Here is a 26,028-nt window from a genome sequence, read left to right on the forward strand (position 1 = left end):
CATGAGAGTTTACAAGGACTTTGACCTTACGAATTACAATTCATATAGACTTAAATCTAAATGTAAAACAGCTTATTTTCCAGAAAACGAGGAGGATGTTGTAGAATTATATAAGTCAAAGAAAACCTTTATTCTACTCGGAAGTGGACACAATCTTATTTTATCTGAAACTTACTATGATGCCTGTTTCTTGATTTTCAATGGAAATTTCGATACTATTGAAGTTAATAAAGCAACAAATATTATCAATGCAGAAGCTGGAGCAACAATTTTTAAGGTTAGTGAAACTGCAGAAGAACATAGCTTAACAGGAGTCGAATTTTTTTATGATATTCCAAGTTCTGTTGGAGGTGCGGTAGTAATGAATGCTGGCACTAAGGAAGGTGAAACTAAAAACATCCTTAATAAAGTACGTTATCTAGACCTTAGCGATATGTTGGTTAAGGAAAAGTATAATGAAGATCTCGAATTTGAATATCGCAATAGCTTATTCCAAAAACAAAAGGATAAAATTATTTTGAAGGCTTGGTTTCAGTTAACTACGGGTAATCCGGTAACCATTAGAAAAATAATGGATGAGTCTAAAGAAAGGCGTTGGTCTAAACAGCCAAGAGAACACCCAAATAGTGGTAGTGTTTTTAAGAGGCCTCCAGGGAAATTTGTGGGCCCAATGTTAGATGAACTCGGTTTAAAAGGACACACTATTGGTGGTGCACAAGTTTCTGAAAAACATAGTGGCTTTATTGTTAATATCAATAAAGCTACCGGAGATGACATCTTATCATTAATTAAGCATATTCAAAAGAAAGTAAAAGAACGATTTGATATTAACCTAGAAGTAGAACAACGTATTATATGAGAATCATTTACGTTATAACCACTGTTGGACACGGAAAAGGAGGTCATTTTCATAGTTTAAATACGATTGCAAATGCTATTGGAGCCACTCAAAAGGTGCATGTTATTAATATTGGTTTTAAGCCTTCAGATGTTTTAGATAAAGTTAATTATGATTATTCTTTCGTAGGGTTTAATGGTTATAATTTCATTATAACATTCACCAAGATTAAAAAACTAATCAAACAGCTAGAGCCAGATGCTATTCATGCGTTTGATGTTGAGTCGTTTGCATTTAGCAGATTGTTTTCAAAGGGAAGAAAGCAATCGTCTTTTCTAAATAAATGTGGTGGTCCAAATCCTAAAAAATATTTTCCTATACCAAGTCAACTCGTCTTATTCAGCAAAGAAAATAAAGCATATTTTGAAATGAATACACAATATGAGACTACAAATTTGGCTTTGATTCCAAATAGGGTAAAGCCAGTTAACATAGATAAGTCTAGAGTAGAATCGTTTTATAATACCTACGGAAAAACAGAAACGTCTTTATTGCGAATTGCTAGAATAGGAAAGCATTATCATAAATCAATCATTCAAGCAATTAACCTAGTTGGTTGGTTGAAATCTAAAGGCCTAAATGTTAGACTTATTGTTATTGGAACCATTCAAAGTGATGATATTTATAACTCAATTTTAGATGATATTAAATCTAAACAATTAAAAAATGATGTGATTATTGACACATCTGACGCTTTTACTCATAACGCAAGTGAATTATTAGAAATTGGAGATGTTATTATTGGAACAGGTCGTAACTTTATGGAAGCTTCTAGTCTTAATAAAATGTTATTGGTTCCCTATAGAGGTTCTGATTATCCATTGCTAGTTACAGACAATAATTTTGATGCTATTTTCTCAACAAATTTTTCGCCTAGAACTCAAGTCGCTAATTTTGACGAAGTAAATAACTTAGAAGCTATTTACTATCACCTTAAAAACAATAAACATATCGCATCTAAACCATGGTTTGAATCGTGTTTTAATATTGAAAAAGGAGCTGATGTTTATAAAAGTTTATATTTAAATCAAGACGTGCCTAAAAACTCAAATCTAATAGATACTTTCGTAAATATATTATACGCTATTAAAACATTTGTTTTAAAATAGTTACAGCCAATGAAGTTTACTTACTATAAATATAGAGCCAAGTTAAATATTATTAAAAAGGATTTGAGAGATAGATTTCCACTATCTTTTTTTAAGAAAATTAGCTTGTGGAGAAAAGGATTTTTAGCTGAAAAACATGTGCTTTATCAATTGGATAAAAATAATCACAAACACTATTTAAGCGATTATCACACTTCAATGGCGAGATGGATTAATGAACCTTTCAATGAGATGTTAACCAATAAATTGATTTTCTCTGATTGTGTTGGTAAATACATCAAAGTACCTGAAACCTATGGCATTTTTGTAGGTGGTCACTTCTCCTCTAATAGCGATAAAACATTAGAAATCTTACTTAACGTTTTTGATGTTTTTGTCGTGAAAACAGTATCGGGTGGAGGCGGAAAAGGTGTTTATATTATCAAAAAGGAAAACGATAATCAGTTTCTTTTAAATAATATAGCAACATACAACTCTATAGAATTACTTGAATTCTTTAAAACTTTAAACAATTATATATTTACTGAATTTATAGAACCAAGCGCTTTTTCGAAATCTTTAAATGAAACGTCTGTCAACACTATGCGAGTTATAACTTTAATAGACCCAAAAACAAACAAAGCTTATATAGCAAGGGCAGTGCAACGTATTGGAGTTGCAGACTCTGCACCACAAGATAATTTTACAAAAGGCGGTCTGAGTGCGTCAATAGATTTGAAAACTGGGCAATTAAGCGATTGCACTAGACATCCTAAAACTAAAGAACACAAACGCTATACGCATCATCCAGATACTAATATAAAAATTGAAGGTACAGTTATACCTGATTGGAGATCTATTGCTACAGAAATAGTACATGCAGCTAATAGCTTACCAATGCTAAAATGTATAGGCTGGGATTTTGTAATTAGTAACAAAGGTCTTGTTGCTATAGAAGGTAATCATCATCCTGATCCAGATGTACTTCAAGGTCATGAACCATTATTAACAGACGAGCGTATTAAAGCGTTCTATAAATTTCATAAAATCATATAATATATGTGTGGCTTTACTGGCTTTATAAATTTAAATAACCAACCATTAAACAGTCGCGTGCTTAAGCAAATGACAGATATACAGGTGCACAGGGGTCCCGATGATCAAGGAATGGTTGGTTTTTCGTTGTTTAAGGACCCTAAAGTGAATGTTATTGATGGTGAAACTTCAGAGTTTAGCCACCTTCACGCAGGAATAGGTTTTAATAGACTATCCATTTTAGATCTTTCTAAAAAAGGGCATCAACCAATGATATCTGCTTGCGGCAATTATATTTTGGCTTACAACGGCGAAACGTATAATGCATTATCATTTAGAGATGATTTGATAGCTAAAGGCCACCCTATACAAAGTAAAACAGATTCTGAAGTGATACTTTATCTTTATATAGAATACGGTATTAATAAAACACTAGAACTTCTTAACGGAATGTTCGCATTTATCATTGTTGATTTAAAACAAAGGAAAAGTTTTATTGTTAGAGATCAACTTGGAATTAAACCAATTTACATATACAAGACACCAAGTGTTTTGATGTTTTCTTCGGAAATAAAATCGTTCACAGAGCATCCCGAATTTAAAGCAGAGCTCAATACAAATCATCTCGATGAATATATGTTGTTTAGATATTGCGCTCATGATCGAACATTGTATAAAGATGTCAAGCAAGTTCCGCCAGGGCATTATTATGAGATTACTGAAGGAGATGTAAAGGTCAAAGAATATTGGTCTTATAAGATGGTTGATGAAAGGGATATCAATTTAAATGACGCTTTAGAGTTGCTTGATAATACATTTAAAGACAGTATCAAATCTCAGTTAATGAGTGATGTTCTCGTTGGTTGTCAATTGTCAGGAGGTATTGATTCTTCATTAGTAACAAGCTATGCTCGTGAATTCTTTAATGCTAATATGGACACGTTTTCTATCGTGTTTTCAGATAAAAAATATTCAGAAGAAGAATTTGTAAATTACGTTACGAATCATACTAATTCAGATTCTCATAGATATCAGTATTCTAACGAATATGCTTTTGAAAATTTTTTTAAAGCGACTTGGCATTTAGATCAACCTATAAGTATTCCAAACACATTAGGAATTAAACGCCTTGCTGAAAGAGCTAAAGAAAATGTGACTGTTTTATTGAGTGGAGAAGGGGCAGATGAATTATTTGGAGGTTACTCTAGATATCATGATTTGTCTTGTCGATACAACATGAATCTCAAAAGGTATTCTAAAGTTCCAATTATTGGAAGTAAAATTCAAAACAAATATGATTTAGGTCAAACGCCTGAAGACTTCTTTGTGATGAGTAGTTCTGCCCTAAGTTTAAAGGATTTTAACACGTTTAGTGTTGGTAAAGATATAGAGCGCGTGATTGGGCAACGAAAAGAGTTGTTTCCAAAGGAGGGTAATTTAATTAAAAGAGCATCTGCCTACGACTTGAAAACATACATGGTCGATTTGTTAAATAGACAAGATAAAATGACTATGGCGCATTCTGTAGAAAACAGGGTGCCGTTTTTAGATAAAAACATGGTGGAATTAGTGGCGAGTTTACCCAGCGAATTATTAGTTAAAAAATGCACTGATATAAGACATTTGAACAAGTCTAACGCCTATACAAAGCATATCTTAAAAGAACTTGCAGTGAAACGTTTTAATAACGATTTCGTTTACCGAAAGAAAAGTGGATTCCCATTGCCTGTAAAAGACTTATTTTTGAAAACGAAAATGAATGAACTCATTGAGGATCAACTAATGCCTGGAATAAAAACTAGAGGCGTATTTGATTATAATGAGGTTTCTAAAATTTGGAACAAAAAGGATAACGGATTTTCTAAAAGTGATTTAAAAAACTTATGGATGTTTTTTGCTTTCGAAACTTGGGCACAATTATTTTTAGATAGGAAATAACATGAAAATAGGATTATTAATATCATCAAATAAGGTTTCAATTCATCAATACAATTTAATAAAAAGCCTTCTAGAAAACGACATTGAAATATCTTTAATCAACATAAATGCAAAGGGTATTGAGTTTTCATCTACTGAAAAACTTAAGCGTCAAATAAAATATAATGGTGTCTATGGCTTAATAAGTAAGCTATATTTTACTTTTCAATCTCGGATAGAATCAAAATTATTGAAACGCTTAGTAAATGATGATGATTATTTTAAAAGTTTTCAATTAGGTGATTTTACTTTTGAGTCTGTCATTAATGTTCACGGAAATTATTCTAAAAGTGGTTTAGTCGTTAGATTGAGCAACGATGATATTGAGAAAATAAAGGAGACAAATCTAGATGCTTTATTAAGAGTCAATACACCTGGTATATTTAAAGGAGGAATTTTATCATCTTCTAGGTTAGGCGTTTTTTCTTTTCATCACGGGGACAATAGATGGAACAGAGGAGGTCCACCAGGGTTTTGGGAGCTTTATTTAAAAAAACCGTCAACAGGTTTTGTTATCCAAATATTGAATGAAAGATTAGATGGTGGCGATGTTTGCTTTAGAGGAAACACAATAACTAACGCATTGTTTTGGCAGTATAATTATTATAATATTAAGAATGAGAGTTATTCTTATATGTTATCTCTAGTTTTGAAAATTAAGGATGGCCATCAAATAAAAACAGAAACTTCTCAAGTTTTTGATAATAAACTCTACTTAATACCTGAGTTTCATCAAACGCTCAAGTATCAATATTTGCTACTAAAAAACGTAGCAAAGAAAACAGTAAATTTAATTACAGGATTAAAAGACGAATGGTCAGTACATTATATCAAAGGAAACTATAGTGATATTAGTATGCGAAAGGCAACAAGAATTATAAATCCGAAAGGAAGATTTTTTGCCGACCCATTTGTAGTTTCATACAATAATAGAGATGTGATTTTTTTAGAAGATTATTCCTATAAAGAAAAAAAAGCAATCATAAGTGCAGTAGAAATTATTTCGAACAAAGAATACAAAATTATCGGCACTGTGATAAAAGAAGATTTTCATTTATCTTACCCATTTATCTTTGAGTTTGAAAATGAATTATTTATGATACCCGAAAGTTCAAGTGATAAGTCAATAAGACTATATAAATGTGTTAATTTCCCCTTAGAATGGGAATATCAATATAATTTGATTTCAAATATTGATGCTGTAGATACAACAATGCATTATATTAATGGTAAATATTGGCTGTTTACAAATAGCAATTATAATTCTAGTGAGCACAATTCAATTTTAGAATGTTTCTATGCAGATACGCCATTGACACAAGTTTGGGAGCCTCATACCGAAAACCCAATCATGTTTCAGAATGGAGGCAGAAATGGAGGGTATGTTTCAGATGGAGATAAGAATCTTTTAATTTCTCAAAAGTTCGGTTATGATCGATATGGCAAATCTTTAGAAGTCAAAGAAATAGAGAACATTACAGAGGAGACTTTTACGTTCAATAAAGTTATGGATGTTCATCCTAACTTCGATCGTAAAATGATAGGATTACATCATTTAAGTTCAAATCAGATTTATACCTGTTTTGATACCCTAAAACGTATTTTTTAAGGATATGAGAATATTAATCGGTGGTGACATAAAACCAACAGAAAGAGACGTAGATTTTTTTACAGAAGGGAAAGAGAATATAATATGGGGAGATTTAGCACATGATTTTAAAAGTGCAGATTTTACCATAGCCAATCTTGAAACTCCTTTAATTGAAAAAGAAACTCCAATTCAGAAAAGTGGCGCTGTATTTGGTTCACCAAAAGAAATTCTCAATGCTGTAAAGAATGTGAATGTTTCTTTTTTGAATTTAGCCAATAACCATATTTTAGATCATGGAATAGAAGGTTTGAACTCAACGACTAAAGCGTTAAATGACTATGAAATTGATTTTGGTGGTGCTGGTGGTTCTCTAGATTCTGCAAGTACACCTTATCGTCAAAAAATTAAAAACAAAGTTGTTTCAATTTTATCATATTCTGAACATGAATTCAATGTGGCAACTCGCAGTTCAGGGGGCGCGAATCCATTGGATATTATTGATTTTGTTAAAAAAATTAGAGAGATAAATAAGACAAGTGATTTTATCATTTTGTTATATCATGGAGGAAAAGAAAACTATAGATTACCAACACCTAAACAGCAAAAGTTGTGTAAGTTTTTTTTAGAAGAAGGTGTCAATATGGTCGTTTGCCAACATTCTCACATTGGCGGTGCTTATGAGGAGCATGCTGATGGCGTTGTTTTTTATGGTCAAGGTAATTTTGTTTTCGACCCATGGCCAATCAAAAGAAATTGGTTGTATAAAGGTTTTTTAATCGATATTCAAATCAATGAAAACAATGCTTTTGAATATAAACTTATACCTTATGTCCATAATAGTTTAAACAGTAATGGAGTTGGTATAAGAAAAATGACTTCTCAAGAATCCGAAACGTATTTAAATTCTATTTCAAGTTTAAGTAAAAAAATGTCAAGTAGCCCTAATTTTGTTACTGATGAATGGGGAAAACTGTCTGCTTCTCTCGAAGATACTTATTTAAGTGTATTGAATGGAAATGGTAGGTTGCTCAGAAAAATCAATGAAAAAACAGGTTTTTTGAAAACTATATATAATAATAAGAGAAAACTAGTTTTAAAAAACTATTTAACATGCGAAACACATCAAGAAATTCTTCAAACAATACTAAAACGTAAACATCTTGAAAAGTAAAATTATATTAATTCTTAAGAAGTTCTTGTATTATAATTTTAATCTTTTTTACAAAAGAGAAGGGCAAGTATACAAAGAATTAGGTCATTTTGATGATTGTAAAGAAGAGTGCTTTGAGTCTTCAAAAATTGTTATCGGCATAGTGAAAGAGAGATGGTTCCTACATAGGTTCTATATTAATGCATGCAAAGAACTTAAGATATCTTATAAATTAATTGATTTGTTTTCTAGTGATTGGTTAGAGAGCATCAAAGAATCCAATTTAGATTTTTTAGTGGTAAGACCTTCTGTTCAGTACGCGCCTTGGAAAGACATGTTTGATAATCGTATAAGATTAATTGAAAATATGAATCTTGTAAAAATTTTTCCAAATACAAATTCTCTTTGGATATGGGAAAGTAAATTACGAACCACAGAATGGTTAAAAGTCAATCAAATTCCACATCCAAAAACCGAAATCTTTTATGATTTTAATGAATTGCAAAGTTTTTCTAATAACTGTTCTTTCCCAAAAGTGTATAAATCGAGTATAGGTTCTGGTTCTTCCGGAGTTAAGTTGATTTATAACAAAAACCAAATGAGAAAAATATCAAATCGAGTTTTTAATCAGGGAATACGAACATATAGAAAACACAAATTAGATAAAGAACACGGTTTTGTTATTCTACAAGATTATTTAGAAGATGTTAAAGAATGGCGGATTATAAGAATAGGCGATTATTATTTTGGTTTTGAAAAGCTTAAATCAGGAGAATTTCACAGTGGGTCGCAAAATTTCGGATATGGAATGCCTCCTGAGCAATGTCTTAACCTTGTTAAAGAAGTTACTGATAAATATGATTTTAAGTATGTAGATATTGATGTCTTTATAACTAAAGAAGGAGAATGTTTAATCAATGAAATTCAACCTTATTTCGGTCAAAAAGATGATAGGGAATTGTTGAACATTGATGGTGAATCAGGACGGTTAACTTTTGATGAGAATACCAAAGCTTGGGTTTTTGAAAAAGGGGAATTTTGCAAAAACAACCTCTGTAACCTTAGGCTTATTGAAATGATTAAAGGCAATAACAATTGAAACTACTAATATTTCTCATAAAATGGGGATTTCCTCTGTTGCTTATCACCGACTTGAGTTCGGAATTACTTGATAGTGCTTTAGTTTTAAATATATCAAGAACGTTAAGGTTGGTAATGTTGGTGCTTATTGTGAAGGAGAATATCCTTCATTATAATATCATAAAAAAGTTCAAATTTTTTAAATATTTCTTGCTCTTTGCGTTCGTTTTATTCTTGTATTTATTTACGGATAGAAACTTTTTTGAAGGCTTTTGGATCTATTCTAAAATGCTATTCTGGATTTTAGGAATCAATGTGTTGTATGTTTACGGTTATTTAAATGTCTTCACATTAATTGATTTCATAGATGTTATAAAAAAGGTGGTCCTCGTTGCTTTTGTATTTACTATCATGTTCTTTATAACAGGTTATATTAAAACAGATTATAATGTGGCTTCATATCTGGTGTTGTTCATGTATCCATTAGTATTATTGAGTACAGAAGGCTATAAGAGAAATAAATTTTTTGTAGTTCTTTCAGCTTTAGCGATACTTATAACGCTTAAAAGAGGAGCCATGATCGCTTTTGCTTTAGGGAATTTGGTATATTATCTCGGGAATTTGAAAAATGATTTTAGTTTTAAAAAATTAGCGACAGGGTTGATTATCTTTTTGGCTTTAGGTTTCACGGGATTATATATTATTGAAAATCAAAAGGATACAACAGAAGAGCGTTTTAGTGAAGAACAATTTGATCCTGATAATGAAAAAGCTGGTTCTGGACGCGTAGGAATGTACACAAGATTATACGAGGCTTGGTATTATTCTGATAGACATTTTATTGGTTTTGGAAATCAAGAAGATTCACACCGACATATTGGACGTAGAACACATGCACATAGTGATATATTTGGGTTTCTCTATAATCATGGAATTATTGGTATTGCTTTGATTTTAATTTTTTACATCAAAGTGATAAAATTCTATTTTTCATTTCGAAAATATGATAAGAAGAATTCATCTATTATTTTGTCTTTATTCGTTATACTCGTATTAGTAAATTTTTATTCAGGTATGTTTAAAACTCAAGATGCAATTTATTTTTTTGCTTTACTGCCATACTTACAATTAAGAAGAGATGCCATCAAACAAAGTACTTATATTGACGAATCCGCTTAATCACGAAGGCGGAGTAGTTAATTATTATAATTTAGTCTTCAAGCATTTTGAATCCGATGTCATTTCATTAAAACACGGTTCAATTGGCTCAAGAGCTTATTTGTTTTATTATCCTGTTTTAAAGCGGCTATTATATCCATTGTACTATGTGTTCGATGTGATTATATTTGTGTTAAGACTCATATTTGATCGCAAAATCAAAATTGTTCAAGTAAGTCCGTCACTAATTCCAGTGCCATTAATTAGAGATGGCCTTTTAGTTGTATTCGCAAAATTTTTAGGAAAAAAGGTAGTGGTATTTTACAGAGGCTGGAAATTACCAACGTATAATACGTTGTATGAAAAACCAAATCTTAGAGGCTTGTTTAATTGGGTATTTCAGAAAAACACTTTGCAAGTTGTTTTAGCCTCATCTTTTAAAAATGATTTGTTGCAACTCAATCCAAACAAGTCGAGTCATGTTATGGTAACAACAACAGCTATTGATATAACTGAAATTGCTAAACCTAAAAGCAACTCAAATTCTAAAACGATTAATGTGTTGTTTCTTGGGAGAATTCAAAATTTAAAAGGGATTGAAGAATTAATACACGCGATTACCTTGCTTCATCAAAATGAGGAATTAGATCGTTTTAATTTTACAATTGTAGGTCATGAAAACAAAACGGGATATACAGATGCTTTAAAAGAAATATTGAAACACAATAACGTTCCATTGAAAAACGTCTCTTTTTTAGGTAGAATTACGGGGAAAGATAAGTTTGAACTTTATGCCAATCATGATATTTATGCACTGCCTTCTTATACCGAAGGTTGCCCAAACAGTTTATTAGAAGCATTAGCTTCTGGTTTGTTTTGTATTACAACGCGAGTTGGAGCTCTTTCAGATTTAATCATTCCAAAAGAAAATGGTTTATTTGTCAATGTAAAGGATAGTAACGATTTGTTGAACGCTTTGCGGTATTGTGCAGATAATGAATCTTTTAATAAAAATAGAGTTGCAAATGCAGAACGCTATTCTGAGGAATTTGATATCAATAAAACAACAAAGCTTTTTGAAGCTAAATACATAGAGTTAATTGAAAAAACCTAAGCTATACTTAATAGGGCCAACAGAATCTGTACTCACAAAACGAGGAAATAGGTTTCCCAATATGGCCAAATTTTTTGTTGAAGAAGGCGAAGAGGTCATCTATTACACATCAAATTTTTATCATGCTGAAAAAAGGTTTTTTTCAAAGTACGAAGTTGATGAAGCTACTCAAAACTTAGGTTACAAACTTAAAGTCCTGAATGTTTTAGGATATTACACCAACGTCTCACCAAGACGCGTCTTGTCAAATTTTCTATTTTCAGTTCGGTTATTTGTTATGTTACTTTTTAAGGTCTCCAAACAGGATAAAATACTACTTCCTTCACGACCAGTGGAGCTTATTTTTTTCATGGCGCTGTTAAAAAAAATAAAAGGTGTCAAAATTTATTTAGATATTCAAGATATTTGGCCAGATGCCTTACAAATTAAAAATAAAAGAAAGAAAAGAGTCTTTGAAATCTATTGCAATACATATTTAAAACCGTCACTTAAGCACTATACAGGAGCATTACACGTTGCACCTTCGTTTAGATTGTGGCTTAGACGATATGCGAAAAAAACACCATCTAGTTTTGTGCCTTTAGGATGGGAAAATGAAAGATGGTCTGATGTTACATTAAAAGCGTATAAAGAAAGTAGTGTTGTGAAAATGGTTTGTGTCGCACAGTTACAGCATCAAATTGATATTATGCCTATACTAGAAGTATTAAAAAACAATGACAAACTGCATTTAACAATACTTGGTGAAGACGGAACAGGAGAACGATACCATGAAGTTATTAATTACATAAATGCACACCTAATTACTAATATTGAAATTATAGGGAAAATAGAAAGAAAGGCGATGATGTATTATTTAGAGAATAAAGATATTGGAGTTTTACCAATGATTACATCGTCAATACCAAATAAAATATTTGATTACATGGCAGCAATGCTCCCTATTATTGTTCTTGGAGATAACGATAGTTCAAATTTCGTGGTTGAAAATAAAATTGGTTGGCAATGTAATTTTAATTCAAAAGATTTGGATGTACTTTTACAGCGTCTGAATACCTCAGATATTCAGACAAAAAAGAATCAAGTTGTTTCAATAAGAGACAATTTTTCAAGAGATATTTTACATAAAAAAATTAAAGAGATGATAGCATAATGCAACAACTCACACAAAAGCTAGGGTCTGGCGATATGGTTATACAAGATGTTCCTTATCCACAATTAGGTAAAGGGATGGTGATCGTTAAAAACCACTATTCTATAATTAGTGCAGGAACCGAAGGTTCTACAGTTGTAGCTGCTAGAAAAAGCTTAATTGGTAAAGCCAAAGAACGTCCGCAGCAAGTAAAGCAAGTGATTGATACGCTTAAAAAGCAAGGGCCAATTCAAACCTATAGAGCAGTCATAAAAAAACTAGATGCCTATTCTCCTTTGGGTTATAGTTGTGCTGGAGAAGTTATAGAAGTTGGCGCAGGAGTTACAGAATTTGAAGTTGGAGATAAGGTCGCATGTGCTGGAGCAGGATATGCTAATCATGCAGAAATCGTATCAGTACCCATCAACCTTTGCGTTAAATTAGAGAACAGTGCCAATCTAAAAGAGGCTGCCTATAATACTTTAGGTGCCATTTCTATGCAAGGTGTTCGTCAAGCAGATCTTCGTTTAGGGGAATCTTGTGTGGTTATTGGTTTAGGCTTGCTAGGTCAATTAGCCGCATTAATATTAAAAGCATCAGGCGTTACCGTTATAGGCGTTGATATTTCCGAAGCCGCAGTAAAACAAGCCATTGCTAATAAGGTAGTAGATTTAGGATTGACCCGAAATGCCGTTGGAATCGAAGAACAAATCCAAAGCGCAACCCACGGTTATGGTGCAGATACAGTGATTATTGCAGCAGCAACCTCTAGTTTAGATCCTATAAATTTTGCAGGAGCTATAGTGCGTAAAAAAGGAAAGGTTATCGTTTTAGGCGCTGTACCCACAGGCTTTGATCGTGATCCGTTTTGGTATCGTAAAGAATTAGAATTGAAGATGGCCTGTTCTTATGGTCCTGGGCGTTACGATTTAAACTACGAAGAAAAAGGAATTGATTATCCATTGCCATATGTGCGTTGGACCGAAAAGCGAAACATGGAAGCGTTTCAAAATTTAATCGCTACCAACCGCATCAATATTGAGTATTTAACCACACATGAGTTTGAGTTTGAAGATGCAAAATCAGCTTTTGATTTAGTCGTTTCTAAAACGGAACCTTTTACTGGAATCGCTTTAAGATATGATACTCAAAAAACGGCTTTAAAAACTAAGATTTCTACTTCGGAAATCGATACACTAGGAAAAATCAACATTTCATTTATAGGAGCAGGAAGTTATGCGCAAGGAAATTTATTGCCAAATATACCTGACACAGATGAGGTTGGCCGCGTAGGTGTGTTGACCAATACAGGAACGACTTCGAAGCGAGTGGCTGAGAAATTTAACTTTCAGTTTTGCGCTACAGAAGAAGCAGATGTGTTAGATGATAAAACCAATACGGTATTTGTGGCGACACGTCACGACTCTCACGGACCTTATGTTTTAAAAAGTTTAGAAGCTAATAAAAATGTATTTGTAGAAAAACCATTATGTCTTTTAGAATCTGAATTAGAAGCTATAATTGAAGCACAATCCAAAGCCAATAAAGCGGTTATGGTAGGGTTTAATAGACGTTTTTCTCCACTAACTGAGAAATTAAAAAAAGCGATTGGAGAGCATCCAATGACCATGTTATATCGTATTAATGCAGGTGTTATTCCGGGAGATAATTGGATTCAGGATTTAGAAATAGGAGGTGGACGCGTGTTAGGCGAGGTGTGTCACTTTATTGATTACCTAACCTATCTTAACGGAAGCCTACCAACTAAAGTTTCTGCTACGGCATTACCAGATGCGCATCAATTAAATGATACGTTAAATATTTTGATTCAGTTTGAAAACGGATCCTCTGGTGTTGTGGCTTATTATGCTAACGGATCAAAATCTATGACTAAGGAGTATGTTGAGGTGTTCTCTGCAGGACTATCTGCAACACTTAATGATTTTAAAGAGTTGAAAATCTACGGAAAAGGGAAGCCTAAAAAAGAGAAACTTTTCAATCAAAATAAAGGCCAAAAAGAAATGGTGGTTGCTTTCGTCAACGGATTATTATCTGATGGAAAAGCACCAATCTCTTTTGAGGAGGTCGTTGCAGTGACTAAAACATCTTTTAAAGTATTAGAATCTATAAAACGTGGAGGAGCGCAAGTTGAAATCTAAAATAGACAATAGTTTTTTAAAACTCAAATCGTATTGCGAAGCCGAAAACTATAAAGGTTGGGATCCTTATGATGGGATGAACTCAAAGGTTTTTCAAGCATTGCCTTTCAAGCATTGGGATTTAGCAAGATTGGCTTGGATTCAAGGGTTTAAGCGAAGTCCGATAAATTTCAGGAAACTGTTATTAGTGCCTAAAGAGCATAATGCTAAAGGGGTAGCCTTATTTTTATTAGGCTATTGTAAATTATATCAATTAGCTCAAAGTGGCTGCGAGGATTTTGGTACAAAAGAAGCGTTGCTTAATAAAGTAAAAGAAGTCACTTCGTTGTTGTTAAGTTTGAGGTCAAAAGGATATTCTGGTTCTTGTTGGGGTTATAACTTTGATTGGCAAGCAAGACGTTTGTTTTTGTTTGAAAAACACACACCAACCGTTGTAGCGACTTGTTTTAGTGTTGAGGCTTTGTTAGAAAGCTATGAGATTACAAAAGATAATTCGGTTTTAAAAGAAACATTATCAGCAGCAGATTTCGTGACTCGGGATTTGTCAAGAACACAACATGACAAAGGGATTATCTTTTCTTATAGTATCAAAGATGGGAATAATACGGTAATTAATGCGTCATTATTAGGTGCTAAGATTTTAAGTTACGCCTATAAGTACACAAAAAATCAGGAGCATGCAGATTTGGCTAAGCAAGCCATTATAGCAGCTTGTGATTTACAGGATGCAGATGGTTCTTGGGTGTACGGTTTATTGGCAGTGCAGTCTTGGAAAGACAGTTTTCATACGGGGTTTAATCTCGATGCCATTGAAACGTATCAGCAAAATACCGGAGATTTTACATTTCAGAGTTATATAAAAAAAGGTACAGATTATTATCTAGAGCATTTTTTTGAAGCCAATGGGATGCCGAAATATTATCATAATCAAACTTATCCAATAGACATTCATTGTCCTGCTCAAGTTATTGTGACGTTGTCAAAATTAAATGTGTTTAAAGACAATGAAGATTTATTGACTCAAGTCTTGGATTGGACAGTTGCTAATATGCAACATAAAAAGGGCTATTTTTACTATCAGTTAAAAAAAGGGATGAGTTCAAAAATAGCGTATATGAGGTGGAGTAATGCATTCATGTTTAATGCGATGGCTCATTTTTTATTAGAAACAAAACCAACAATTCATGGAAGCTAAATCACTTAATGGAGTGATGACTTTTGCTCCAACATCTAGAAAAGAATTGATGCAGTATGCTTTTGATAACCATAAGATTATGGTTGCCGTAAATGCTGAAAAAATATTACATGCTACAGACGACAGTCGATCCCTTATCAATAGAAATCTTGGCTACCCAGACGGTATTGGAGCCGTTTGGGCACTGCAAAAAAAAGGGGCTACTAAGGTGGTCAAAATTCCGGGTTGTGAGCTTTGGCTGGATGTGGTTTCAAATTACTATACGACAAAATCATTTTATTTAGTAGGTGGACAACAAGAAATCATTGAAGCGACGATTGATCAACTAAAATCTCAATTTGAAGGGATTAACATTTGCAACTATAGAAACGGTTATATCAAAACTGAAGCTGAAGAATTAACTTTAATTGCCGATATTAAAAAACATAGTCCAGAGGTCGTTTTCATTGCCATGGGTTCCCCAAAACAGGAGGATTTAATGGAGCGCATTCAAAAATCCCATCAAGCAGTTTATCTAGGTTTGGGTGGAAGCTTTGATGTCTATACAGGTCATGTAAAACGGGCACCAAAATGGTGGGTGACTCATAATATGGAATGGACGTATAGATTACTCAGTCAGCCATCAAGAATAAAGCGTCAAATACACTTAGTAAGATTTTTCGTTAACTTGCATTTAAATCGGTATTAATCCGTTTTTCAATTTAATTTCAATATGTATAAAGTAACAATAATTGCAGGAGCTCGTCCAAATTTCATGAAGATAGCACCAATCATTCATGCGATTCAAAAATCAAAAGAAGCAGGCATGCTTATAGATTATAGATTGGTTCATACAGGACAGCATTATGATAAAAACATGTCTGGAAGCTTTTTTGAGCAATTGGAAATACCAGAACCACATGTGAATTTAGAATGTAGTGGAGGTACTCAAGCGGAGCAGACGGCAAATATTATGATTAATTTTGAAAAAGAATTGATGGCTAATCCAGCAGATTTATTATTAGTCGTCGGGGATGTAACATCTACGATGGCTAGTGCTTTGGTAGCTCAAAAATTACATACGAAAGTTGCACATGTTGAAGGCGGAATTAGATCTGATGATTGGACAATGCCAGAAGAAATTAATAGATTGGTGACCGATAGTATTACCAATTACTTTTTTACAACTTCGGAAACTGCAAATGAGAACCTAAGAAAAAGCGGGGTTAAGGAAGAGCATGTTTTTTTCGTCGGAAATACAATGATCGATACCTTGTTAAAACAACGACCAAATTTCAAACAACCTCAAGTTTGGGGAGATCTTAAACTTTCCGAAGGGAATTATATCGTAATGACTTTACACAGACCTGCAAATGTAGATGAGGAGTCTCAATTGAAGGAGATGATTGATGAGATTGCTGCACATACAGAAGATGTGCCATTAGTATTTCCTGTACATCCTAGAACTGCTAAAATTTTAGAACGACTTGATGTGAGTCATTCAAGGCTTCACATGGTTGAACCTCTTAGTTATTTAGAATTTAATTATTTGGTAGAGCGGTCTAAAGCTGTCATTACAGATTCTGGTGGGATTACTGAAGAAGCATCCATAATGAGAGTTCCTTGCTTGACGCTTAGAGACAATACGGAAAGACCAGAAACGATCACACTTGGAACTAATGAATTGGTTGGTACTAATCCTAAAAATATCAAATTATATTTAGAGCGCTTGTTTGCTGGTGATTGGAAGAAAGGTCAAGATATTCCATTATGGGATGGGCATACGGCAACTAGAATTGTTGAGGTTATGAACTCAACACTGTCGAGGAGTTAGTCATTAGTTGTTACTTGATTTAGTTCACCAATTTTGTATATAAAATAATCTGTTTCTATTTATTTCGTACCTTTCGACCGTTATTAACAAGGCGCTATTAACCTACATTGACTCTTCATGATCAAAAATTTACTTGAGAATTTTAGTCCAGAAAATAATTCTATTTTGTGGTTAACTAGTGCGTTTATACTCGCTTTTTTTATTGCTTTTCGAACGTTTCCTACCATTATTTATATATCGAATAGAAAGCACCTTATGGATGAGCCAGATAGCAGGAGTATGCACTCCAAGCGAACACCTACATTAGGAGGCATTGGTATTTTCTTTAGCCTGGTAGTTGTGATGACCATTACAGGCGCCATGTTGAACACAAAAGTGATGTTGTTAGTCATGGGAGGAATAACGATTTTGTTTTTTCTTGGCTTAAAAGATGATTTGACGGTATTGTCTCCAAGAAGTAAATTTTTAGGTCAAATTTTTGCGGCATTGTTATTAATCGTTTTTACAGATACAAGAATTATAGGGCTTTCAAGTATATTAGATGTATATACACTTCCATATTGGGTGTCAATTGGTTTTACTCTTTTTGTTTATATTTTAATAATCAATGCTTACAATTTAATAGATGGTGTTGATGGACTGGCAGGAAGTATTGCTCTATTAATTAGCATTGTATTCAGTGTGCTTTTTTATAATACTGGAGCACTTAGTCTGGCTACAATATCTGTGGCTTTAATTGGAGCCCTAGTCGCTTTTTTGAGATTTAATTTTTCGTCTAAGAATAAAATTTTTATGGGAGATACGGGCTCTATGATATTAGGGTTTTTGATAGCCTTTTTTACCATAAGTTTTATTTCTGAATCTCAACTTGACGCTAATTCTAGTTTTTACAGAGCTTCTCCAGCATTGGCATTATCTATGTTATTTTATCCGTTAATGGATACGTTTAGAATATTTTTTATTAGGATCTTTGTATTAAAGAAAAGTCCGTTTGAGGCAGATAGAAACCATATTCATCATCGGTTTATTCAAAGTGGATATACTCATGTTCAAACTACTTTAACAATTGTCTTGATAAACTTAATTATAATCATTATCGCTTTTAATATGTTACACTTAAACCTGAACACTCAAATAGGTGTATTATTTCTTTATGGATCTTTGTTGTACTATTTGCCATTCTTGCTAAAAAGAAGAATTAATAAAACCCCTTAAAAATATTCAAGACATAGATAACAACACATAGAGTACGCCTTTGTGATTGCTTTAAATAGGTTATATTTGCGCCTTGATTAATTAATTAAACATGAAAATTAAGTTTTTACTAGTAGTATTACTTTTTGTGGTCTCGTCATGTGCCTCAAAAAAAGATATATTGTATCTACAAGATGCTAAGAGTGCAGATACATCTGAAATTATTTATCAGAGTGCTACAATACAACCTAATGATATTTTAAAAGTCTATATAGAAACTTTAATACCCCAAGCATCTGCTCCTTATAACAGAAGTCTTTTTGGTGATATTCCAGTAAATAATATTCAATTATTACAATTGGAAGGTTATTTAGTGTCTAATAAAGGGTATATTAATTTCCCTATTCTTGGTGAAATTCAAGTGTCTAATCTTACAACTCTAGAAATTGAAGAAAAAATAAAAGGAATACTAGAAGACGGTGGGCACCTCAATAATCCTACTATTGATGTGAGATTAATTAATGCAAAAATTACAGTATTAGGAGAAGTTAATGCTCCGGGAACATATAACTTTACTGAGCAAAATATTACAATACTCCAGGCTTTAGGCTATGCAGGTGATTTAACTATTAATGGAAAGAGAGATGATATTATAATGACAAGAGATGTTGATGGTATTCGAAAAATAACACACATCGATTTAACATCTGTAGAGTTTATGAATAGTCAGTATTATTATGTTAAGCCTAATGATGTTATTATTGTAAACCAAAATAATCCTAGAGTTAAGAATGCTGGTTTTGTTACAAATATAGGTACTGTGCTTACTATAGCCTCTTTAGTTTTAAGTTCAATTATTTTATTATCTCGTTAAATATGGAACCTTCAATTAATAAATCAACTACCTTTTCAAATGAGGATAATTTAGATTTAAAGCAAGAGTTAAATAAATACGTGCGCTATTGGCCATGGTTTCTTTTAACGTTGTTGATGGCATTTATTGGTGCTTATATATATCTTAGATATGCTCCCAGAATTTATCAAACCACAGCTAAAATGAAAATTTTAGATGAATCTGATGGTCTAGAGTTGCCTACATCTGCTTTTGTTTTTAAAAGAACTAATATTAATTTAGAGAATGAAATTGAAATACTTACATCGTATCTTATTTTAGAAAAAGTAGCGAAAGAGCTAAAACTGAACTCTCGTTTTTATGAAGAAGGAACTATTCAAACGACACAAATAGGCGCACTTCCCTTTTATTATGAGCAAATAATTCAGCCAGATAGTATTTTTAATTCATTAACCTACGTCATTGAAGTAACAGATAAAGGCTTTGATATTACCAATGCTAAAACCGAAAAAAGTTTTAATTTTCCTAATCATAACTCATTTAAGGTTAATAATAATTTGCCATTTCAAATTAAGACTGAAAATCAACAATCATTAAGAGATTTAATAGGTAAGAGATTTGTTATTAAGTTTGGAACTCTTAGAAGTGCAGTATTGGGTTTGAAATCTAGTATTAAGGTAGAATCTATTGGGGAGCAGAGTGATTTGTTAAAAATGACAATAAAGGGCGAAAGTAAAGAGCGCTCAGAATGGGTTTTAAATACCTTAATGGATGTTTTTAATAGGGATGGAATAAATGACAGGCAATTAGTTTCTAAACGAACTTTGGAGTTTATTGATGCCCGATTTGAATTTCTGGCAGAGGAGTTAGATTCTATTGAAATTGATAGAAAAGAGTTTAAACAGAATAACAATCTTGTTAACCTTGCTGCTGATGTAGAGTTAGGTTTGCTGCAACGTTCAAAGTCTGACGAAGAAGTATTTCAAATTGAAAGCCAATTAGCGGTTGCTGAGTCGCTGCAAGGTGTTATAAACTCTAATAAAGAGGGACTTCTGCCAACTAATATAGGAATTGAAAGCGGTAGCATTAACTCTCTAATTAATGAATACAATGCAGCAATTCTTGTCCGAGATAAACTGGCAAGTAGTGGTGGTGCAAATAACCCAACAGTTCAATTAGCGCAAATTAGAATAGATGATTTACAATCTAATATTACAAAATCTCTTAGCTCATATAATCAACAACTTATAGTGTCTCGAAGCCAATTACGAGGTAGAAATAGAAAGTTTGTTGGTCAAGTCTCTCAAATACCAAGAAAAGAAAAATTGTTAAGAGCAATTGAACGTCAACAAAAAATTAAAGAAAGCTTATACCTTTTATTATTGCAGAAGCGTGAAGAAGCAGCTATCAATTTAGCTATAACTGAACCCTCTATTAAAGTGGTTGACTATGCACTTTCAAGTACAAATCCAATTTCACCAAAATCAAATATTATTTATGCTGGTGGTATTCTTGTTGGATTTTTGATTCCATTTGGTTTTCTATATCTTATTTTTATATTGGACACTAAGGTGCATGGTAAAGAAGACATGGCTAAATTGAATTCTAAAATCCCTTTAATTGGGGAGATTCCTGATACGAAGAAAAAAGAAAGTCTCCTATTTATTAATCCTAATGATAGATCTATTCTAGCAGAGTCCTTTAGAATTTTAAGTTCAAATGTGAATTATATGCTTCCGCTTTCCGAGGATCATAAAGGTAAGGTCATTTATTGTACGTCAACTATTAAAGGAGAAGGAAAGACATACATCAGTCTTAATTTGTCATTGGCCTTGTCTAGTCTCAATAAAAAAGTATTACTTATTGGTGCCGATTTGAGAAACCCTCAGATACATTCTCAAATTAAAATTGATAAAAATAGCGCAGGCTTGTCAAACTATTTGCACGAGGCTTCTTTTGATTGGAGAAAGAATATCGTTAAAGGGTTTGATAAACATCCAAATCATGATATACTCTTATCTGGAAGTATTCCTCCTAATCCCTCAAGTTTATTGACCAACGGAAGATTTAAAGAGCTCATTAAAGAGGCTAAAGAGATTTATGATTATATTGTTGTGGATACTGCACCAACGATTTTGGTAACAGACACGATGTTAATTTCAAGCCTTGCTGATGTTACTGTTTATATAGCAAGAGCAAGTTTTACAGATAAAAAGCTACTAGCGTTCTCCAAGGATTTATCAGAATCTGGCAAGCTTAAAAATATGGCTTATGTCATCAATGGCGTTGGTCATAATAAATCTTATGGTTACAACTATGGTTACAACTATGGTTATGGCACTAAGAATTAACTATTAGCTAACTCTTTTAACTGTTTTATAGTTTCTGTTTGCTGGTCACTTTTAAAAACATGACTGCCTGCAACAAACACATCGGCACCAGCGTCTACTAATCGTTTGATGTTTTTATCTGTAACACCACCATCTATTTCTATGCGTGTCTCTAAGCCTCGCTCATCGATCATAGCACGTAATTTTTTTACGCGATTATAAGTAATGTCTTCAAATTTCTGGCCACCAAAACCAGGGTTAATAGACATTAATAGAATCATATAGCACTCCGGTAGGATATCTTCAAGTACCGAAACTGGTGTTGTTAGGTTCAGTACGATACCAGCTTTGCAGCCTGCCTCTTTAATTTGTCTTAAGGTTCTGTGTAAATGGACTGTTGATTCGTGATGTACAGTAATAATATCGGCACCTACTTTTGCGAATTCTTCAATATAACGCTCAGGCTTTTCTATCATTAAATGCACGTCTAAAGGTTTCGTTGCATGTTTTTTAATGGCTTGTATTACTGGCATACCATAAGATATGTTTGGTACGAAATGTCCATCCATGACATCAATATGAAACCAATCTGCGTCACTGTTATTTACCATTTCTACGTCACGTTGAAGGTTGCCAAAATCGGCAGCTAGCATTGAAGGTGCAATTAATTTTTGAGCCATGTTATTATCTTAAATTATGAGATTCAAAGATAATTAAAAAAAGATGCTTTTTATAAATGTCTAATAATAAGATATAGAATTTTAGAAAGTAAGGTTTCCGAAGACAAGATAAAAAAGGATGGATAACGTTTTAAAGGATCTTATTAGAAAAAGTGAACCCAGAGTAATCAGCTCTGGGTTCTTTCATCAATCAAAAAACGAACAGTTATATTATGTAACTGTTGTTGTTGCAATTTAGTCCTTATAGATCATTATTACTAGCCTAAATATGTTTTTAATATTTTACTTCGAGATGTGTGTTTTAATCTACGAATCGCTTTTTCTTTAATTTGTCTCACACGCTCACGAGTTAGATCAAACGTTTCTCCTATTTCTTCTAGTGTCATGGGATGTTGATTACCAAGACCAAAATACAATCTAATTACATCAGCCTCACGAGGTGTTAAGGTTTCTAACGCACGTTCAATTTCTGTACGCAAAGATTCATGTAACAAATCTCTATCTGGATTTGGAGATTCACTACTACGCAAAACATCGTATAGGTTAGAGTCTTCTCCTTGAACCAACGGTGCATCCATAGATACGTGACGGCCAGAATTTTTAAGGGACTCTTTAACATCGTTAATGGTCATGTCTAATTCTTTGGCAATCTCTTCTGCACTTGGCGGACGTTCATGACTTTGCTCTAAAAAAGCAAAGGTCTTATTGATTTTATTAATAGATCCAATCTTATTTAATGGTAAACGAACAATACGTGATTGCTCAGCAAGTGCTTGAAGAATCGATTGACGAATCCACCATACAGCATAAGAAATGAATTTAAAACCACGAGTTTCATCAAAACGTTGGGCAGCTTTAATTAAACCTAAATTACCTTCATTAATTAAATCTGGTAAGGTTAAACCTTGATTTTGATACTGTTTTGCAACAGAAACTACGAAACGTAAATTAGCTTTAGTTAATTTCTCTAATGCTAATTGATCTCCTGCTTTGATACGTTGAGCCAATTCAACTTCTTCATCTGCAGTAATTAAATCAACCTTTCCAATTTCTTGTAAATATTTATCTAAAGACGCGGTTTCCCTGTTCGTAACCTGCTTTGTAATCTTAAGTTGTCTCATTTAATTATGTGCTTTAAATTTGGGTAAATATAAATACTACTTAGTTATACGTAATAAGCACACAAAATGTTACAAGAAAACTAAAATAATTTAAATTTTGATTAATTTTTTGTTGTTAAGGTTAATATCATCAAGCATTTCGGCGGTAAATTTATAATGACCTCTGGTCGTTATTAATCTAAAATGTGAAGATTTTAAAGCAGTCAACGTGTTAAGAAATAGCCATTTAGATTTTAATAGTTTTGGTTTTTCGCTTTTAAGGCTAATATCAAAATAATGCTTTTTTCCCTCTTTAATCGCCACTATATCTGGAGTAATAGAAATATTACTCCCTTTTTTAATATAAGATTTTGGCCTTTCATAGCCTTCGGTATCTGCTTTGATATTTTCAAAACCGCGTTGCTCTAAGTACTCCACTGAGTGGTCTAAAATGTCTTTGTATTTCTCTTTGTCTGCTTGTATCATAACTATTATAATAGGGAAAATTTGCGACATACGCAAGTGTTTGGGGCGTGATTATGTTTAAAACCTATAATCAATCCCAGTACTTATTGAGAAAATATAAGGTGTATAATCAATAGTTGTGGTTACCGGTTCTATTTGATAACTGAAGTTTGATTCTATATTAATATAAAGCCTGTCAATCAATTTATGCTCTAGTCTTAGGCCAAAATTTAAGGAGACATTATCACCATACTCTAGACTAATTGAGTTTTCAGAATGACTGTTTTCATACTTAAAATAACTTAGACCCCCGGTGATATAGGGATTGAGTTTTTTGTTTCTAAAAAAGTATTTTACTTCCAAAGGGAACTCCAAATAACGAATATTATTAGAGATACTATCGACGGTTTACATGAGATCCAATTTTCTAACACCAAATCTTAAAAAGCTGTTATTGGTTATTGTTAATCCTAATAAAAGCCCATAATTAGTAGAGGCGTTATCGCTAGTTTTAGCATTAAAAGCACCGTAATTTGAAACGATTAATTGTGGATTGATACTCCATCTCGTTTCTTTTTTAGTCAAGCTATCTTTACTTTTTTTGGTCTCTTTTAGAGCGTCTTTAATTTTTTCTTCGGAAATATCTAAAACAACATCTTCAATTTTTGTTCGAGCATCTGATACTTTCTCTTTATTTCTATTGGACAATCTACTTCTTTCCTCCTTTTTAGTTGTTGTCTGTACTGATTTTGAATTATGGTTATCTGCAATGTTTGAATTTTTAGTGTCAGTATTAAATAAATCATTAGATGTTATTCCTTGATCTCTTTTTTTCTGCTTTAGATTAGAGTTGTCGCGTTTTTGCTTTTCTGAAGAAACAATAGAAGTGAGTGAATTTTTAGCATTGGTTGTCTTTATACTTGATGACTTTTTTGTAGTCAATGAGTCTTCAATTGATGAAAAGTGATCATTTGATAAGTCCTTTTTAGTAGGTGTTATTTTGTCGTCCAAATGACTACTATCGTTATTTTTAATAGAATATCCATCGCTAAAGTTCGCATCAGTTACGCTGTTTAAAGCCTCTTCTTGCGTAACTATTTGTATGTTTTGTTCTTAATGTTTTAAACCATTTATAGCGTTGCTATTAAACGTACGATATACAAAGGAGGCAGTACCAATAGAGCAAGGCCAAAAGTGAAATACCAAAATAGTAAGCGTCTTCTTTTCTTCTTAAGTTTTTCTTCTATAGCATTCCAAACGAAATCATCAGGACTACTCTGTAAGTCTTCAAGTTTGCTTCTTAAGGCAGATCCTAAATTTTGAATATGTTTCATTTGTTAATGTTTGTTTTAGATAGTAAAGGGGGTATGTCTAGTCTCTTTTGTTTTAATAGTCGTTTTGCCCTATGAAGGTTTGACTTTGATGTATTGATACTAATATGTAATAGCTCAGCAATATCTTTATGCGCATATTGGTCAAGTTCATAGAGGCTAAAAACCATACGTTACCTTGTTGGTAATTCTTGTATTTGATTTAATATGTCATCTAAAGAGATAGATTCTAGAATTTCATTATTAATAGTTATATCCTCTAAAATAACATCATTGATTTCTATATTGACGGTCTTTTATTTGTTATACTTATCTATGGCTTTGTGTATCGTAATGCGTTTCATCCATCCTTCAAATGAGCCAGTGCCTTTATATGATTTCATCTTATCAAAAATCTCAAGAAAAGAATCTTGAAGATTGTCTTGTGCTTCTTCTTTGTTTTTACAATATTTTAAACATAAAAGATACAGGTCATCCTTATAGCATTTGTATAATTGACTTTGTGCCTTCAAGTTATCACGTTTGCAGGCTTTTATTATCGTTTGTAAATCCAAATAGATTTTTTGTTCTAAATTATTTGATACCGTTAAGTGCTGAGTTCAACCCATAAGTGCAACACACTTATTATTTAGGACTTCAATAGGGTTATTATAATTAAACTTTCTAATTGGTCTGTAATTTAGTA

24 protein-coding genes are annotated in these 26,028 nt (G+C 32.6%); 17 read left to right on the forward strand and 7 right to left on the reverse strand.

Annotated features, from left to right (window positions below; all coding sequences use genetic code 11):
* Position 1: 1 nt before the first annotated feature.
* The 17 genes from murB (at position 2) to H593_RS0110695 (ending at position 21,788) form a co-directional block, all read left to right on the forward strand.
* A complete protein-coding gene (murB, locus tag H593_RS0110615) occupies positions 2-859 on the forward strand; it encodes a UDP-N-acetylmuramate dehydrogenase (protein ID WP_028872434.1) in 858 nt (285 codons plus the stop codon).
* A complete protein-coding gene (locus H593_RS0110620) occupies positions 856-2,007 on the forward strand; it encodes a glycosyltransferase family protein (protein WP_028872435.1) in 1,152 nt (383 codons plus the stop codon). The genes murB and H593_RS0110620 overlap by 4 nt, the downstream gene beginning before the upstream one ends.
* Positions 2,008-2,016: 9 nt before the next feature.
* Positions 2,017-3,042, forward strand: coding sequence for a sugar-transfer associated ATP-grasp domain-containing protein (locus H593_RS0110625; protein ID WP_028872436.1), 1,026 nt, complete (start codon positions 2,017-2,019; stop codon positions 3,040-3,042).
* A gap of 3 nt (positions 3,043-3,045) precedes the next feature.
* Positions 3,046-4,959 (forward strand): asparagine synthase (glutamine-hydrolyzing), encoded by a 1,914-nt coding sequence (asnB, locus tag H593_RS0110630; RefSeq protein ID WP_028872437.1) that lies wholly within the window; start codon positions 3,046-3,048, stop codon positions 4,957-4,959.
* Between the two features lies 1 nt (position 4,960).
* The gene (locus H593_RS0110635; RefSeq protein WP_028872438.1) at positions 4,961-6,607 is read left to right on the forward strand and encodes a glucosamine inositolphosphorylceramide transferase family protein; all 1,647 of its coding nucleotides are present in this window, start codon (positions 4,961-4,963) and stop codon (positions 6,605-6,607) included.
* Between the two features lie 4 nt (positions 6,608-6,611).
* Positions 6,612-7,760 carry a CapA family protein gene (locus tag H593_RS0110640; RefSeq protein WP_028872439.1) on the forward strand — a complete coding sequence of 383 codons (1,149 nt, stop codon included), beginning with the start codon at positions 6,612-6,614 and terminating at the stop codon, positions 7,758-7,760.
* Complete coding sequence (locus tag H593_RS0110645; RefSeq protein WP_157588824.1) at positions 7,750-8,838, forward strand: ATP-grasp domain-containing protein; 1,089 nt, start codon at positions 7,750-7,752, stop codon at positions 8,836-8,838. Before H593_RS0110640 ends, H593_RS0110645 begins: the two co-directional genes overlap by 11 nt.
* Positions 8,835-9,998: an O-antigen ligase family protein gene (locus H593_RS0110650; protein ID WP_147231297.1), complete on the forward strand. Its 1,164-nt coding sequence runs from the start codon at positions 8,835-8,837 to the stop codon at positions 9,996-9,998. The genes H593_RS0110645 and H593_RS0110650 overlap by 4 nt, the downstream gene beginning before the upstream one ends.
* A complete protein-coding gene (locus tag H593_RS0110655; protein WP_028872442.1) occupies positions 9,958-11,091 on the forward strand; it encodes a glycosyltransferase family 4 protein in 1,134 nt (377 codons plus the stop codon). The genes H593_RS0110650 and H593_RS0110655 overlap by 41 nt, the downstream gene beginning before the upstream one ends.
* A complete protein-coding gene (locus H593_RS0110660; protein WP_028872443.1) occupies positions 11,078-12,244 on the forward strand; it encodes a glycosyltransferase in 1,167 nt (388 codons plus the stop codon). The genes H593_RS0110655 and H593_RS0110660 overlap by 14 nt, the downstream gene beginning before the upstream one ends.
* Complete coding sequence (locus H593_RS0110665; protein WP_028872444.1) at positions 12,244-14,382, forward strand: bi-domain-containing oxidoreductase; 2,139 nt, start codon at positions 12,244-12,246, stop codon at positions 14,380-14,382. The genes H593_RS0110660 and H593_RS0110665 overlap by 1 nt, the downstream gene beginning before the upstream one ends.
* Positions 14,357-15,577 (forward strand): delta-aminolevulinic acid dehydratase, encoded by a 1,221-nt coding sequence (locus H593_RS0110670; RefSeq protein WP_245585038.1) that lies wholly within the window; start codon positions 14,357-14,359, stop codon positions 15,575-15,577. The genes H593_RS0110665 and H593_RS0110670 overlap by 26 nt, the downstream gene beginning before the upstream one ends.
* The gene (locus H593_RS0110675; protein WP_028872446.1) at positions 15,567-16,265 is read left to right on the forward strand and encodes a WecB/TagA/CpsF family glycosyltransferase; all 699 of its coding nucleotides are present in this window, start codon (positions 15,567-15,569) and stop codon (positions 16,263-16,265) included. The genes H593_RS0110670 and H593_RS0110675 overlap by 11 nt, the downstream gene beginning before the upstream one ends.
* Before the next feature lie 24 nt (positions 16,266-16,289).
* Positions 16,290-17,390, forward strand: coding sequence for a non-hydrolyzing UDP-N-acetylglucosamine 2-epimerase (wecB, locus tag H593_RS0110680; RefSeq protein ID WP_028872447.1), 1,101 nt, complete (start codon positions 16,290-16,292; stop codon positions 17,388-17,390).
* 117 nt (positions 17,391-17,507) lie between these two features.
* On the forward strand, positions 17,508-18,605 hold the full coding sequence (locus H593_RS18960) for an MraY family glycosyltransferase (protein ID WP_051229702.1): 1,098 nt from the start codon (positions 17,508-17,510) through the stop codon (positions 18,603-18,605).
* A 91-nt stretch (positions 18,606-18,696) separates the two neighbouring features.
* On the forward strand, positions 18,697-19,458 hold the full coding sequence (locus H593_RS0110690; protein ID WP_028872448.1) for a polysaccharide biosynthesis/export family protein: 762 nt from the start codon (positions 18,697-18,699) through the stop codon (positions 19,456-19,458).
* Between the two features lie 2 nt (positions 19,459-19,460).
* Positions 19,461-21,788 (forward strand): GumC family protein, encoded by a 2,328-nt coding sequence (locus tag H593_RS0110695; protein WP_028872449.1) that lies wholly within the window; start codon positions 19,461-19,463, stop codon positions 21,786-21,788.
* Here H593_RS0110695 and rpe read toward each other — a convergent pair.
* The 7 genes from rpe to H593_RS21540 form a co-directional block, all read right to left on the reverse strand.
* Entirely contained in the window at positions 21,785-22,447 is a 663-nt protein-coding gene (gene rpe / locus H593_RS0110700; RefSeq protein WP_028872450.1) for a ribulose-phosphate 3-epimerase, read from the reverse strand. The genes H593_RS0110695 and rpe overlap by 4 nt on opposite strands.
* Before the next feature lie 257 nt (positions 22,448-22,704).
* Positions 22,705-23,568 carry a sigma-70 family RNA polymerase sigma factor gene (locus tag H593_RS0110705; RefSeq protein ID WP_028872451.1) on the reverse strand — a complete coding sequence of 288 codons (864 nt, stop codon included), beginning with the start codon at positions 23,566-23,568 and terminating at the stop codon, positions 22,705-22,707.
* A gap of 90 nt (positions 23,569-23,658) precedes the next feature.
* Positions 23,659-24,033 (reverse strand): hypothetical protein, encoded by a 375-nt coding sequence (locus tag H593_RS0110710; RefSeq protein ID WP_028872452.1) that lies wholly within the window; start codon positions 24,031-24,033, stop codon positions 23,659-23,661.
* A gap of 387 nt (positions 24,034-24,420) precedes the next feature.
* Entirely contained in the window at positions 24,421-25,023 is a 603-nt protein-coding gene (locus H593_RS0110715; RefSeq protein ID WP_037052073.1) for a hypothetical protein, read from the reverse strand.
* Between the two features lie 119 nt (positions 25,024-25,142).
* A complete protein-coding gene (locus tag H593_RS0110720) occupies positions 25,143-25,346 on the reverse strand; it encodes a hypothetical protein (RefSeq protein WP_028872454.1) in 204 nt (67 codons plus the stop codon).
* Entirely contained in the window at positions 25,343-25,513 is a 171-nt protein-coding gene (locus H593_RS21535; RefSeq protein WP_342663084.1) for an RNA polymerase sigma factor, read from the reverse strand. Before H593_RS21535 ends, H593_RS0110720 begins: the two co-directional genes overlap by 4 nt.
* Before the next feature lie 126 nt (positions 25,514-25,639).
* On the reverse strand, positions 25,640-25,897 hold the full coding sequence (locus tag H593_RS21540) for an RNA polymerase sigma factor (RefSeq protein WP_342663085.1): 258 nt from the start codon (positions 25,895-25,897) through the stop codon (positions 25,640-25,642).
* Positions 25,898-26,028 lie beyond the last annotated feature (131 nt).

Origin of the sequence: Psychroserpens burtonensis DSM 12212, from assembly GCF_000425305.1 — a bacterium.
GTDB lineage: Bacteria > Bacteroidota > Bacteroidia > Flavobacteriales > Flavobacteriaceae > Psychroserpens > Psychroserpens burtonensis.